Raw genomic sequence first — 13,669 nt, 5'->3', positions numbered from 1 at the left:
CGGTGGGCCGGCCGCTCTCCCAGGAAACGGGAAGCAGAGATGCTGCAAGTTGAAGCCCTCACCGTCCGCGCCGGCCAGCGCGCCATTCTCGACAATGTCTCGCTCACCGTCGCGCCGGGCGAGCTTACGGCGGTGGTCGGGCCGAATGGCGCCGGCAAATCGACCATCCTGAAAACGGTCACCGGCGAACTGCGTGCGGCGACCGGCACGATCACGCTGGACGGCAAGAAGCTTGGCGCCTACCGGCCGTACGAGCTGGCGCAGCGCCGCGCCGTGCTGCCGCAGGCCTCCTCGCTCGCCTTCCCCTTCACCGTGCATGAGGTCGTCCGTCTCGGCACCAGCGGCGCGCTGAGCCCGGCCGACCGCGCAGCCCGCGTTGCCGCTGCGCTGATCCGGGTCGATCTGAACGGCTTTGGCGGCCGCTTCTTCCAGGAGCTTTCCGGCGGCGAGCAGCAGCGCGTGCATCTCGCCCGCGTGCTCTGCCAGGTCTGGGAGCCAATCGTCGACGGCGTGCCGCGCTATCTCTTCCTCGACGAGCCGACGGCGAGCCTCGACCTGCGCCACCAGCTTCTTACCCTCGACACGGCGCGCAACTTCGCCCGCGCCGGCGGCGGCGTCATCGCCATCCTGCACGATCTGAACCTCGCGGCGCTCTATGCCGACAAGATCATCGTCGTCAGCGCCGGCCGCATCGCCGCCAGTGGCACGCCACGCGAAGTGCTGACCGACGCGATGATGCGCGCCGTCTTCGGCGTCAGCGTGCATGTCGGCGGCGTTCCAACCGATGCGCCCTTCATCCTGCCGCACACCGCCCACGCCGCCTGACGCCAAGCTTTCGGCGGACAACCTGCCGGAACGGGAGGGGCGCGTCGCCATGTCGATTCCATCGCCACGGAACAGGCTCTAGATTGCGCCTCCCGAAACTGCGGACATGGATTCGAACATGGCAGCCAAGAAGCCGATGCCGGCGCGCACGGTACTGATCGTCGACGTCGGAACCTCGTCGGTGAAGGCGGCCCTGTTCGACGAGGCCGGCCGCACGCTGCGCTCCGCCGATGCGCCGATCACCACCCAGGCGCCGCATCCGGGCTGGGCCGAGCAGGACCCGACGCTATGGTGGAAGGCGACCATCGACGCGGTCAAGGCGCTCGCCATCGACGCTCAGCCGATCGCCATCACGCTGACCGGCTCGATGCAGAACGTGATCCTGCTCGGCCGCGATGGCTCCAGCGTGCGCCCCGCTTTGCTCTATAGCGACGCGCGGGTGACGGCGGCGGAGATCGCGGCGCTGAAGGCGCAGCTGCCGGGCGATTTCGAGACCCGCATCGGCAACCGGGCCGAGCCGGCGCTCTGCCTGTTCCGGCTCGACTGGCTGCTGAACCACGAGATCGACACCATGGGCAAGGTCGAGCGCGTGCTGTTCGGCGCCAAGGACGCGATGATCCATCGCATGACCGGCCGCGCCGTCGTCGATCCGACCTGCGCCACCACCACCGGCCTGCTGAACCTTGCCGCGCGCCATTGGGATGCGGCGATCCTGGGCGCCATCGGCCTGTCGCCGGCGATCCTGCCGGATATCCTCGATGCCGACGCGCTGGCCGGTCCGCTGCTGGCCGAGCCGGCGAGCGCGCTCGGCCTGAAGCCGGGCATTCCCGTCTATGTCGGCGCGGGCGATGGTGGCGCCACGGCCTGGGGCACGGCGAGCGAGCAGCACGACCGGCCGCACGCCTATCTCGGCACCACCGGCTGGATCGCGGCGACCATGCCCTATTCCGTCGCCAAGCCGCCGCGCGACGCCTACACGCTGGCGGCCCCCGTCGGCACCGACGTGATCGTCATCTCGCCCTTCCTGGCGGCGGGATTGGCGATCGACTGGTATGCGGCGATCGCCAACAAGCCGGTCGGCGAGCTCTATGCCGCCGCCAAGACGCAGGACGCCAATCCGCCCGGCGCGCTGTTCCTGCCCTACCTGATCGGCGAGCGGGGCCCCCTTCTCCGACCGCGCCGTGCGCGGCGCGTTCTTCGGCCTCGACCGCGAACATGCGCCGGAAGCGCTGGCTTATGCCGTGCTGGAAGGGCTTGCCCACGCCATCCGCGACAATCTCGACGCGCTGCCGATCCGCCCCGCGACCATCGCGCTCGCCGGCGGCGTCGCCGGCAGCCTGACGGTGGCGCAGCTGATCGCCGACGTGACCGGCGCCAAGGTGACGGTGCCGGCGGCGAGCCGCATCGTCACGGCCTATGGCGCCTTCCGCATCATCGCGCCGATCATCGGCCTGGCGGCAAAAGCCGCGCCGGCGGGCGAGGAAAAGAAGACCGCCGGACGCGCCAGGAAGACCGAAAAGACCGCCGGCATCCGCGATGAGACCGTCGTCAAGCCGCGCAAGGAGCGGGCCAAGCGGGCGGCCCGACGCTTCGCCGCCTATCGCATGGCGGCAAGCCATGCCCGGGCGCTGGCCACCGCGCTCGATCCGGCGCTCTGATCCGCTTGCGCCGACGCTAGCGGAAGCGATATCACTCTCCCCGCACCCAAGGGGAGAGTGATAAAATGCGGGCTGGAATTCTTGGCTTGGCCTTTGCCGGCCTGATGGCTTCGACGGTCGGATCGTTCGCCGCCGATGTGGCGGTGTTGACGCCGTATCAGAGCTCGGTCGCCACCAACCAGATGATCAACGTGTTCCAGGACAAGGCCAAGACGGCCGGCTGGAACGCGACCGTCGTCGACACGCGCGGCGACATGGGCCAGCTCGCCAGCCGCATCGAGGACGTCGTCGCCGCCAAGGTCGCGGCCATCGTGCTCGTCAGCGTCGACCCGACCCAGATCCAGGACCAGGTCAGCGCGGCCGCCGCCGCAGGCATCCCGGTGATCACCATCGACGGCGCCAAGGCGCCGGGCGTCGTGCTCAACGTCACCTCGGACAATTTCGAGCTCGGCACCAAGCTGTCCGACTTCCTGTTCGGCAAGCTCGGCGGCAAGGGCAACATCGTCAAGTTCTTCTATTCGGCCCATCCGGGCGTGCACCAGCGCGAGCTGGCGCTGGACGCGGCGCTGAAGAAATATCCCGATATCAAGGTGATCGCCGACCATTACGTCGTCGTGCCGGGCCCGATCGACGATGCCCGCAAGACCACGGAAAACTGGCTGAAGAGCCAGGGCGACCAGATCGACGCGGTGTGGGCGGCCTGGGACGAGCCGGCGATCGGCGCTCAGCTGGCGATCGAGGCCGACAAGCCGGATTCGAAGATCATCATCGCCGGCATTGACGGCAACCCGCAGGCGGTCGAGCTGATCAAGGCGTGCAGCCACATCAAGGGCACGGTCAGCCAGGACTTTGACGCCATGGCCGGCCTCGCCGCCGAAGGCCTGACGCAGATCCTCGCCGGCAAGACGCCGGAAAAGGCCGAGATCTACGCCCCGGCCAAGCTGATCACCCCGGAAACGCTGGGCGTCACCTGCCCGTGACATCGGATTCCTTTCTCGCGCTGGGCGGCCTCGTCAAGCATTTCGGCGCGACGAAAGCTCTCGACCATGCCGATCTCGCGCTCCGCGCGGGGTCGGTGCATGCGCTTGTCGGCGAAAACGGCGCCGGCAAGTCGACGCTGATCAAGACGCTGTCCGGCCTCTACCAGCCGGACGCCGGCACGATCCGCCTCGACGGCGCCGAGGTGACCATCGACGGCCCGCGCGCGGCGGAAGCGCTCGGCTTCCGCTTCATCCACCAGGAACTGAACCTGGTGCCGCATTTCGACGCCGTCGGCAATGCCTGGATCGGCCGCCGCCACCCCCGGCGCGGGCCCTTCATCGACCGCCGCGCCATGCGGGCCAAAGTCGCCGAAGTCGCGGCGCGCATCGCCCCCGACCTGCCGCTCGACAAGCCCGCCGCGCGGCTCACCCCCGGCCAGCGCCAGATGGCGGAAATCGTTCGCGCGCTGATGGAGCCAGCCCGCCTCGTCGTCATGGACGAGCCGACCTCCAGCCTTTCCGAGGGCGAGGCCGAGCGGCTGCACGCGATCGTGCGCCAGCTTTCCGCCGAGGGCTGCGCGGTGCTGTTCATCTCGCACCGGCTCGACGAGGTGCTCGATCTTTGCGACAGCTACACCGTGCTGCGCAACGGCCGCACGGTCGGCTCCGGCTCCGTCGCCGACACCAGCCGCGCCGGACTGGTGGCGATGATGTCGGGCGGCGCGGGCCGGGACGCAAGTACTTTACCTCTCCCTGAGGGAGAGGTCGGCCCGAAGGGCCGGGTGAGGGTTTACGGCGTTTTCGGAGAGGGCGTAAACCCTCACCCGCCGGCTGCGCCGTCGACCTCTCCCTCAGGGAGAGGTGAAAGAAATGGGGCGAGCGCGCAAAAGCCCGTCCTTGCCACCGACCTCGCCTTCGGGCCCGGCGACAGCCGCTTCACCTTTGCGGCGCGGCCGGGAGAGATCGTCGGGCTCTACGGCCTTGTCGGCTCCGGCCGCTCGTCGCTGCTGAAGACGATCTGGGGCGCGACGCCGGGGCGCGGGCTGATCGCCATCAACGGCCAGGTGCCCGGACATGGACCGGCCGGCCGGATCGCCGCGGGCTGCGCCTATGTGCCGGAAGACCGGCGCCGCGAGGGCCTCGCCAATGCGCTCTCGATCGAGAGCAATCTCTCGCTCGCCCACCTCTCCGATTTTCGCGCCTTCGACCGCCTCGCCGTGCCGGCGCGCGTCAAAATCCGCAACTTCGCCAAGGCGACCGGCGCGCGGCTGCGCCTCGTCGCCGGCGGCCTCGACCACTCCCCCGCCACGCTTTCCGGCGGCAACCAGCAGAAGCTGCTGTTCGGCCGCTGGCTCGGCCGCCCGATCCGCGTCCTGCTCGTCGACGAGCCGACGCGCGGCGTCGATGTCGGCGCCAAGGCCGAGATCCATGGCGAGATGCGCAGGATCGCCGCCGATGGCGCCGCCATAGTGATGGCGACCAGCGACATCGAGGAACTGCTCGCCCTTTCGACCCGCGTGCTCGTGCTCCATGCCGGACGGCTGGTGGCGGAACTCGACGGTCCTTCGCTCACCCGCGCGGCGGTCGTCGCCGCCGCCTTCGGCCATGCTCCCGACGAGCAGATGCCGCCCTCGGAACGCTCCGCATGATCCTTCTTCGCCGTTACGGCACGCTTCTGGCGCTGGCGCTGATCGTCCTCGTCTTCACCATCGCCTCGCCCAACGCATTCGGCTCGATGTCGAACCTCGTCAACATCACCCAGCAGATGGCGCTGCTCGCCATCGTCGCCATCGGCGCGACGCTGGTCATGGTGCTGGGCGAGTTCGACCTCTCCGTCTCGGCCGTCGTCTCCTGGGCCGGCATCGCCGCCGCCGCCCTGTTCGCGGCCGGCATCGCAGTCCCGGTGGTGATGATCGTGGTGCTGGTCTCGGCCGTGGCGATGGGGGCCATCTCCGGCTTCCTCGTCGCGCGATACAAGGTGCCGAGCTTCATCGCCACGCTCGCCTTCGGCACGGTCATCGGCGGCCTGACCTTCTGGGTCTCCAACGGCGCGACGATGTTTTCCGGCATTCCGGCCGGCTTTCGCGATCTCGGCCGCGGCACGCTCGCCGGCGTGCCGGTGCCGACGCTGTGGCTGATCGGCGTGGCGGTTGTCTTCTGGCTGCTGCTCGACCAGACCGAGTTCGGCCGCCGCCTCTATGCGATCGGCGGAAACCGCGAGGCAGCGCGCCTGGTCGGCCTGCCGGTGCGGCGCGACATGATCGTCGCCTTCGCGCTCTGCGCGGCGCTGGCGGGCCTCGCCGGCCTGCTGCTGACGGCACGCCTCGGGAGCGCGCATCCGACCGGCGGCGGCGGTTATTTGCTGCAGGCCTATGCGGCGGTCTTCCTGGGCATGACGGCGTTTCGCGAAGGCGAGCCGAGCATTCCGGGCACGCTGGTCGGCGCGGCGATCATCGCCGTCGTCTCCAACGGCCTCACCATCCTCGGCGTGCCGAGCTTCCTGCAGGACCTCCTGACCGGGGCGATCATCCTCGCCGCCGTCCTCGTCCGCAACTTTGGTCGCGACAGCGATTGAGAATGGCTTCTGCCGCCTTATCTTCATCGAACCTTTCCAAAAATCGAGAGCTGCGATGAGACAAGACGTCGAGATCCAGACGGCCGATGGCGTCGCCAAGGCCGGGCTTTTCGCGCCGACCGGGCCGAACGCCAGCAAGGCGGGCGTCATCCTCTATTGCGACGCCTTCGGGCCGCGGCCGGCGCTTTACGGCATGGCCGAGCGGCTGGCCGATGGCGGCTATTTCGTGCTGGTGCCGGACCTGTTCTATCGCGCCGCTCCCTATGGCCCGTTCGACACCAACGCCTTCAACAACGAGGCGACGCGAGGGGAACTACGGGCGCTGCTGCAGGCGACGACGCAGGCCATGACCGCCGCCGACACCGGCGCCTTCCTCGACACCCTGGAAGAGGCCGGCGCCACGGGCCGGATCGGCACGGTCGGCTACTGCTTCGGCGGCGGCCGGGCGCTGACGGCGGCCGCGACCTATCCCGACAGGATCGCGGCGGCGGCAAGCTTCCATGGCGGCAATCTCGCCAGCGACGCCCCCGACAGCCCGCACAGGAAGGCCGCCGACATCCGGGGCCGCGTCTATGTCGGCATGGCCGGCACCGACAGCAGCTTTCCGCCGGCGCAATCGGCCAAGCTCGCCGAGGCGCTGCGTGAGGCCGACGTCGACTACGTGCTCGAGAACTATGTCGGCATGCCGCATGGCTGGACGGTCAGCGACCACAGCGTCTACGACGCCCAGGGCGCCGAACGCCACTGGAAGCGGCTGCTGGCGTTTTTTGAGGAGACGCTGAGGTAAGGCGGCTCACGCTCGGCGCCTTTGCTGCTCGAGCCGCGCTCCAACGTTTGTCACCGCTCTCCGTCATCCTCGCGAAAGCGCGGATCCATGCAGCCGGAGCCTTGACCAAAACAGCTACCCGACACCACGGCTGAATGGATCCCTGTGTGTTGAAGCTGTGCGATGATGGGGTGGCGGACGAGAGATCGTTGGATCCCTGGTCTTCGAGACCGTGAGCCGGCCCGGTCCTCGTCCGCCTGCTTCGATACCCAAGCCTGAACAGTTGATCGAGGCCGTGGTGACGGACCTCGCAGCACAGGGATAGGCATCATGAAGATACACCCTGGCTTTGTCGGTTGCGACATCTCCAAAGCCCATCTGGATCTGTTCGACGGCGCCGTGGGCGTGGCCGAACGCATCGCCAATCAAGCCGAGGCGATCGCGCAAAGGCTCGAACCTTGGCGGCATGGCGATATCCTCGTCGTGTTCGAGGCGACCGGTCCGTACGACCGGGTCCTCGCTCAGGCCCTGACAGAGGCCGGCATCGCTTTCGTTCGCGTCAATCCGGCCCGGGCGCGTGACTTCGCCCGCGCCACCGGCGTTCTCGCCAAGACCGACCGGATCGATGCGCGCATGCTCGCCGCCATGGCCCAGACGCTTCGTCCCGCGCCCCGCCAGCCGCGCTCCCCGGAGCGCAACCGTCTGGCGGAGTTGCACAAGCGTCGCGACCAGCTCGTCGCCATGCGCAAGCAGGAACGCACCCGACGGCAGGGATGCAGCGACGAGATCGCCGACGACATCCGCGAGACCCTGGCCTGGCTCGACATCCGCATCGCGGCGCTGGAGCGCACCATTCAGGCCTGCATCAAGGCCTCGGCCGATCTCGCCGGTGCTGAGGCGCGGCTGCGCTCAATCCCCGGCGTCGGCCCCGTCGCCAGCGCCACGCTGATCGCCCTGCTGCCCGAACTCGGCCAGCGCTCTCCCAAGACCATCGCCGCGCTGGCTGGCCTGGCACCCTACAATGTCGACAGTGGTCAGTTCCGCGGCAGTCGCCGCATCCACGGCGGACGACGGCGCGTCCGCGAGGCCCTCTACATGGCAGCCGTCTGCGCCGCCCGGATCGAGCAACGCTTCGCAGACGCCTACCGACGCATGATCAACGCCGGAAAGCCACCCAAGGTCGCCCTCATCGCTATCGCCAGAAAGATCCTAGTCATCGCCAACGCCATGCTCCGACAACACCTCTCATTCAACCCGTGACCACACAGTTGCCGGGTCTTCGCCCGGGATGACGACGAGGGTAGGGTGACGGCGGAGGCAGGGTGGCGCTGCGGCCGGGCAGTGTCGGCAACGCTGGCCGGTCGGACCCTCACCCCAGCCCTCTCCCGCGCGCGGGAGAGGGGGCGCAACCCGCCCCGTCGCTCCGTGGCGACCACGCCGGCCGGCCGAAAGCTTGCGCGTGGGAGAGCGAACACAACCAGCCTGGCTCGTTGTCGCCGTCCGCACCGGCCAAAAAAGCCCTCGCCCGCTTGCGGGAGAGGGTTGGGTGAGGGTCTTGCTTTGCCTCCCAATCGCGTGAGGGGTTTGCTCACCCCCCCACCCGATCAGCGAACCGTGCCGGCCCTAGCGTCGATGGCGGCAAAATCCTTGGCGATGGCGTGCGTCGTTTCCGGCGGGATGACCACTTCGCCGCGATCGAGGCCGATGGCTTTCATGCCGGCGTCGCGGGCGGCGTCGAGCTCCTTCGTATTGTCCGACAGAAACAGGATTTCCGACGGCTGAAGGCCGATCTCGGCGGCGATCGCCTGGTAGGAGGCGACTTCCAGCTTCGAGCCGATGGCGGTGTCAAAATAGCCGGAGAACAGCGGCGTCAGGTCGCCGGAATGGGTGAAGCCGAAGATCAGCTTCTGCGCCAGCACCGAGCCGGACGAATAGACATAGAGCGAAAGCCCGGTTTCCTTCCATTCGGTCAGCTTCTCGACCACGTCGGGATAGACGTCGCCCTTCAGCGTGCCGGAACGGTAGCCGTCTTCCCAGATCATGCCCTGCAGCGTCTTCAGCGGCTTGGCCTTGCGGTCCTCGTCGATCCAGGCGGCGAGCAGTTCGATGGTCGACGCGGTGTCGAGATCCGGCCTCTTGGCGAGATCACGCGCCTCGGCCAGCGCCTCCGCGACGGCCGGATCAGCGGCGTGCTCGGTGACGAAGCCCTGCAGGCGGCTGCGCGCGAACGGGAACAGCACGTCCTTGACGAAGGAGATCGACGAGGTCGTTCCCTCGATATCGGTCAGGACGGCGCGGATTTGCGGGGTCGACATCACTGGAATCCTGATGGTTGACTGGTACTTCCGCCTCTACTCGATTACGTGAGAGCGGTCATCCCATTTTCGGTCGAGGAATTTTTGATGAAAGTCGACGGCGTAGCCTATCGTTCGATCTGGCGCGATCCCTCGGAGACGACGGTCACGGTCGTCGACCAGACGCTGCTGCCGCATCGCTTCGATACGCTGAAGCTGATGAACGTCGCCGACGCCATCGACGCGATCAAGCGCATGGTCGTGCGCGGCGCGCCGCTGATCGGCGTCACCGGCGCCTATGGCTATGCCATGGCGCTGCGCGACGACCCGTCCGACGCCAATGTCGACGCCGCCTTCGACGCGATCAACGCGGCGCGGCCGACCGCCGTCAATCTGCGCTGGGCGCTGGAGATCATGCGCCAAGAGGTCCGCGATCTCGCCCCGGACGACCGTGCCGTCGCCGCCTATGTCACGGCCGACCGGCTGCGCGCCGAGGATATCGAGACCAATGGCGCGATCGCCGAACAGGGCGCGAGGCTGGTGCGCGAGATCTACGAGGCCAATGGCCGCTCGCGCCCGGTCAACATCCTGACCCATTGCAACACCGGCTGGATCGCCTGCGTCGACTGGGGCACGGCGCTGGGCGTCGTCTACCGCGCGCATGACGACGGCATTCCCGTCCATGTCTGGGTCGACGAGACCCGGCCGCGCAACCAGGGCGCCAGCCTGACGACCTGGGAACTCGGCTCGCATGGCGTGCCGCACACGCTGATCGTCGACAATGCCGGAGGCCATCTGATGCAGCACGGCCAGGTCGACATCTGCCTGGTCGGCGCCGACCGCGTCACCGCCTCGGGCGACGCCTGCAACAAGATCGGCACCTATCTGAAGGCGCTCGCCGCCAAGGACAACCATGTCCCGTTCTATGTCGTCCTGCCCGGCTCGACCATCGACTGGGGCATGCAGGACGGCGTCGCCGAGATCGAGATCGAGGAGCGCGCCTCCGACGAGGTGACGCATATTTCCGGCGTCGCCGGCGATGGCTCGATCGTCAAGGTGCGGCTGGCGCCGAAGGGCACGAAGGTCGGCAACCCGGCCTTCGACGTGACCCCGGCGCGCCTGGTGACCGGCCTCGTCACCGAGCGCGGCGTCGCCCCGGCGAGCCGCGAGGGCCTGCGGGCGCTCTATCCCGAAAAGGGCTGAGCCAGCGTCGGCCGCCCCCAAACGAAAACGGCGACGGGAGGACCCGTCGCCGCTGAACGTCTTCGCACCTTGGCCGAACCTACGGCAGCGCGGCGACGATGATGATCTCGACCAGATGGGCCGGGGTGGCGAGCTTCGATTCGCCCGTGGCGCGTGCCGGCGGGTTGGCCTTGTCGACCCAGGCATCCCAGACGGTATTCATCGTGCCGAAATTGGCCATGTCGGCCAGCCAGATCTGCGCCGACAGGATGCGCGACTTGTCGGTGCCGGCCTCGGCCAGCAGGCGGTCGATGATGTCGAGCACGGTCTGCGTCTGGGCTGCGACATCGTCGCCCGGATTGCCGACCTGGCCAGCGAGATACACGGTGTTGCCGTGGACGACGCCTGCGCTCATGCGGGGGCCCGGCTCGATGCGACGAATGCTGCTCATGGGATTTTCCTTTTGCGAATTGGCCGATCCCGTCTAGCGGCATAGCGCCATGGCTTCAAGCCCGGCGCGCGAACTCGCGGGTCAGAGCATCTCGCGAAAGCCGGCCTCGGGGTCGAAGAGACCGTGCAGCCGGTGCGCGGCGGCCTGGGCGAAGCGGAGCGTCATCGCCTTGCGCCGGGCGGCGACCAGCGGCGCATGCGGCGCCTCGCGCAGGATTTCGGCGCCATAGGCATCGGCCAGGATCAGCCCGGCCTGTTCCGGGAAGATCTCCTGCGGCACGCCGGCATGGCTGGCGAAATAGAGACGGTCGCAATAGGGCGCGTAATCCGGCCATTTGCCGTCGGCGCGGAAATCGGCGATCGACGACTTGATCTCGACGATGGTGATTTCGCCGGACGGGCCGAGCGCGATGATGTCGGCGCGCCGACCCGTCGCCAGCACCAGTTCGGTGACGATGGCATGGCCGCGCGCCCGGAACAGCCGGCCGACGCCGCGCTGCAGGGCCAGCGCCATATCCGACTGGCGGCCGTCACGCGGCACCGCGAGGGCAGGAGAATGAACCATGAACAGAGTTTGCCACGCGGCGGCGGGGAATTAAAGGGCGGCGACTGGGACGTTCGGTCGCCTGCGCTTCATCCTGCCAGGGAACATCCCTTCGCGGACATCGGGCAATGCCGTCCTCCGCGTGGCTCCGTCGTCATCCCGGCGGAGGCCGGGATCCAGACACACCGCCCTCGCCGAACGAGAGATGTATCTAGCCTTGCCCGGCCGGAGTTTATGGGCCCCGGCCTTCGCCGGGGCGACGGTCCGTTTCCGCCCCCTGCAGTTTGCGCGGACTTCGTCGAGGTCGCTCCGACCTCTCCCTCAGGGAGAGGTGAAGGAAACGAGCGGACAGGTCCTTATCGCCAGCGATTGTGCAGCCAGAGCCATTGCTCGGGGTGTTCGCGGACCCAGCCCTCGACCACCGACATCACCTTGGCCGTGCCGGCGTCGACGTCGATCAGGCCCTCTTCGTCGCGCGGCATCTCGACCGGCGGCGTCAGCTCGACGCGAAAGCGGCCGTCGGGCAGGCGGATGGTGCGGGCGCCATGCACGGGGCAGTCATATTGCCGGGCCAGGCGGGCGACCAGCGGGTTGGCGTAGATCGGCCGGCCGAAGAACGGCACCTGCGGGCCGCGCCGGTGATGCTGGTCGGTGAGGATGCCCAGATGCTCGCCACGATCCAGCGCCGCGCCGACCTCGAAGGTGGCGCCGCGATTGGAGGCCACCAGCTTGCCCATCATCTGCTCGCGCTGCTGCAGCAGGTCCTCGCCGATGATGTTATTGGAGGGCGCGCGGAACAGCGACACGACCGGCAGGCCGAACCGCGCCGCGACCACGGCGAGGATTTCCCAATTGGCGAGATGGGCCGAGAAGATGATGCCGGGCTTGCCGTCGTCGCGCATCGCCAGGAACTGGTCGACGCCGACAACGTCGATGCGGCCTTCGCCCAGGCGCTCCGGATCGATATCGACCAGCTTGTCGAGGAAGACATATTCCGCGACCGTGCAGCCGAGATTGCTCCACACGCCCTGCAGGATCTTTTCCCGCTCGGCTTCGGATTTCTCCGGGAAGGCGGCGGCCAGATTGCGCCGCGCCAGCTTGGACTCCGGCACGAAGCGGCCGATGAAGCGGGCGACCGAGCCCGCCACGCGGCCGGCGCGCTGTTCGCCCAGGCTGCGCACGCCGACGGTCAGCCCGCGCACGACGAAGGCGATCGTCGCATGCGCCGCCCTGCTGCGCGTGATGCGCCGCATCAGCTTGACCGGCTTCTTCTTTTTGCTAGGCAGCGCCATGGGGATCAGAGCGTGACGATGATCTTGCCGAAGACCTGGCGCTGCTCGATCCGGTCCAGCGCATCGCCCATGTCGTCAAGCGGCACGACGCTGTCGATGACGGGCTTGACGACGCCGGCGGCGATCTTGGCCAGCGACTGCGAGATGTTCTCGATGCGGCAGCCGAACGAGCCGATCAGGCGCAGCTGCTGCTGGTAGAGCTGGAACAGGTTGATCTCGGTCGAGATGCCGGTGGTCGAGCCGCAGGTGACCAGCGTGCCGCCCCGGCGCAGCGAGAACATGCTGCCCGCCCAGGTATCGACGCCGACATGCTCGAACACGACATCGACGCCACGCTTCTTGGTGATCTTGCGGACGACGCCCTCGAAGCGGTCTTCGCGGTAGTTGATGACGTGATCGGCGCCGAGCGCCTTGGCCTTCTCGCCCTTTTCGTCGCTGCCGACGGTGGTGATGACCGTGGCGCCCACTGCCTTGGCAAGCTGGATCGCCGCCGTGCCGATGCCGCTGCCGCCAGCCTGGACGAGGATGGTCTGGCCGGCCTCGAGCTTGGCATTGTCGAACAGCATGTGCTGCACGGTGCCGAAGGTCACGGGGGTGCAGGCGATGTCGCGCAGGGCGACGCCATGGGGCGCGACGACGACGTGGCGCGCCTTCAGCGTCACATATTCACAGCAGAGGCCGTCAATGTGGAAGCCGCGCACGCCGGCGACGTTCTCGCAGAGATTGTCGCGGCCGGCATGGCAGGCCGGGCAGGTGCCGCAGGTTTCGGCGCCGTAGATGGCGACGCGGTCGCCGACCTTGATGCCTTCGACGTCCTCGCCGATCGACTCGATGGTGCCGGCGGCTTCCGCGCCGACGGTCAGCGGCAGCTTGCGCTTGGCGAAGGCCATGCCGCGCCAGCCCCAGACGTCGATGTGGTTGAGCGCCACGGCGCCCATTGCCACGCGGACCTCGCCCGGACCGGGCGCGGGGGCCATCGGGGCATCAACGATCGAAAGCTTGCGGTCGGCGAGCAGCTGCAGGGCGCGCATGAGTTATCCGTCTGTCGTTCTGAACAGGGCCTGCTTTACCGCCTCGGCGCGCAACATGCCAGAGGCACGCGC

Annotated in this window: 13 protein-coding genes and 1 pseudogene; 9 read left to right on the top strand and 5 right to left on the bottom strand. The window is 68.3% G+C overall.

Annotation, left to right across the window (positions count from 1 at the left end):
- Nucleotides 1-39 precede the first annotated feature (39 nt).
- From ACHMWQ_RS04010 to ACHMWQ_RS03975, 8 genes and pseudogenes are all read left to right on the top strand, one after another.
- Nucleotides 40-825, top strand: coding sequence for a heme ABC transporter ATP-binding protein (locus ACHMWQ_RS04010; protein WP_396306472.1), 786 nt, complete (start codon nucleotides 40-42; stop codon nucleotides 823-825).
- A 106-nt stretch (nucleotides 826-931) separates the two neighbouring features.
- Nucleotides 932-1,684: pseudogene (locus ACHMWQ_RS04005) on the top strand (FGGY family carbohydrate kinase); the annotation flags it as partial.
- Nucleotides 1,685-2,006: 322 nt separating this feature from the next.
- Nucleotides 2,007-2,483, top strand: a complete 477-nt coding sequence (locus ACHMWQ_RS04000; RefSeq protein ID WP_396306471.1) for an FGGY-family carbohydrate kinase — start codon at nucleotides 2,007-2,009, stop codon at nucleotides 2,481-2,483.
- Between the two features lie 65 nt (nucleotides 2,484-2,548).
- Nucleotides 2,549-3,463 carry a sugar ABC transporter substrate-binding protein gene (locus tag ACHMWQ_RS03995; RefSeq protein ID WP_396306470.1) on the top strand — a complete coding sequence of 305 codons (915 nt, stop codon included), beginning with the start codon at nucleotides 2,549-2,551 and terminating at the stop codon, nucleotides 3,461-3,463.
- Nucleotides 3,460-5,112: a sugar ABC transporter ATP-binding protein gene (locus ACHMWQ_RS03990; protein WP_396306469.1), complete on the top strand. Its 1,653-nt coding sequence runs from the start codon at nucleotides 3,460-3,462 to the stop codon at nucleotides 5,110-5,112. Before ACHMWQ_RS03995 ends, ACHMWQ_RS03990 begins: the two co-directional genes overlap by 4 nt.
- On the top strand, nucleotides 5,109-6,038 hold the full coding sequence (locus tag ACHMWQ_RS03985; protein ID WP_396306468.1) for an ABC transporter permease: 930 nt from the start codon (nucleotides 5,109-5,111) through the stop codon (nucleotides 6,036-6,038). Before ACHMWQ_RS03990 ends, ACHMWQ_RS03985 begins: the two co-directional genes overlap by 4 nt.
- Nucleotides 6,039-6,093: 55 nt before the next feature.
- A complete protein-coding gene (locus ACHMWQ_RS03980; RefSeq protein WP_396306467.1) occupies nucleotides 6,094-6,825 on the top strand; it encodes a dienelactone hydrolase family protein in 732 nt (243 codons plus the stop codon).
- Nucleotides 6,826-7,134: 309 nt separating this feature from the next.
- Nucleotides 7,135-8,064, top strand: a complete 930-nt coding sequence (locus tag ACHMWQ_RS03975; RefSeq protein ID WP_396306466.1) for an IS110 family transposase — start codon at nucleotides 7,135-7,137, stop codon at nucleotides 8,062-8,064.
- 344 nt (nucleotides 8,065-8,408) lie between these two features.
- Here ACHMWQ_RS03975 and mtnC read toward each other — a convergent pair whose 3' ends face one another.
- On the bottom strand, nucleotides 8,409-9,119 hold the full coding sequence (gene mtnC / locus ACHMWQ_RS03970; protein ID WP_396306465.1) for an acireductone synthase: 711 nt from the start codon (nucleotides 9,117-9,119) through the stop codon (nucleotides 8,409-8,411).
- A gap of 87 nt (nucleotides 9,120-9,206) precedes the next feature.
- Here mtnC and mtnA point away from each other — a divergent pair, with 87 nt between their 5' ends.
- Nucleotides 9,207-10,301 carry an S-methyl-5-thioribose-1-phosphate isomerase gene (mtnA, locus tag ACHMWQ_RS03965; protein ID WP_266334471.1) on the top strand — a complete coding sequence of 365 codons (1,095 nt, stop codon included), beginning with the start codon at nucleotides 9,207-9,209 and terminating at the stop codon, nucleotides 10,299-10,301.
- 79 nt (nucleotides 10,302-10,380) lie between these two features.
- Here the strand turns inward: mtnA and ACHMWQ_RS03960 are convergent, their stop codons facing one another.
- The 4 genes from ACHMWQ_RS03960 to ACHMWQ_RS03945 form a co-directional block, all read right to left on the bottom strand.
- Nucleotides 10,381-10,731 (bottom strand): RidA family protein, encoded by a 351-nt coding sequence (locus tag ACHMWQ_RS03960; RefSeq protein WP_396306464.1) that lies wholly within the window; start codon nucleotides 10,729-10,731, stop codon nucleotides 10,381-10,383.
- An 81-nt stretch (nucleotides 10,732-10,812) separates the two neighbouring features.
- Nucleotides 10,813-11,295, bottom strand: coding sequence for an MmcB family DNA repair protein (locus tag ACHMWQ_RS03955; protein ID WP_396306463.1), 483 nt, complete (start codon nucleotides 11,293-11,295; stop codon nucleotides 10,813-10,815).
- A gap of 335 nt (nucleotides 11,296-11,630) precedes the next feature.
- On the bottom strand, nucleotides 11,631-12,566 hold the full coding sequence (locus tag ACHMWQ_RS03950; protein ID WP_354553206.1) for a lipid A biosynthesis lauroyl acyltransferase: 936 nt from the start codon (nucleotides 12,564-12,566) through the stop codon (nucleotides 11,631-11,633).
- A gap of 5 nt (nucleotides 12,567-12,571) precedes the next feature.
- On the bottom strand, nucleotides 12,572-13,597 hold the full coding sequence (locus tag ACHMWQ_RS03945; protein ID WP_354553204.1) for a zinc-binding dehydrogenase: 1,026 nt from the start codon (nucleotides 13,595-13,597) through the stop codon (nucleotides 12,572-12,574).
- Between the last annotated feature and the right edge of the window lie 72 nt (nucleotides 13,598-13,669).

Origin of the sequence: Kaistia sp. UC242_56, assembly GCF_044452255.1 — a bacterium.
Lineage (GTDB): Bacteria > Pseudomonadota > Alphaproteobacteria > Rhizobiales > Kaistiaceae > Kaistia > Kaistia defluvii_A.
Note: the sequence above shows the minus strand (reverse complement) of the source record. Positions and strands in the feature narration are given on the sequence as shown.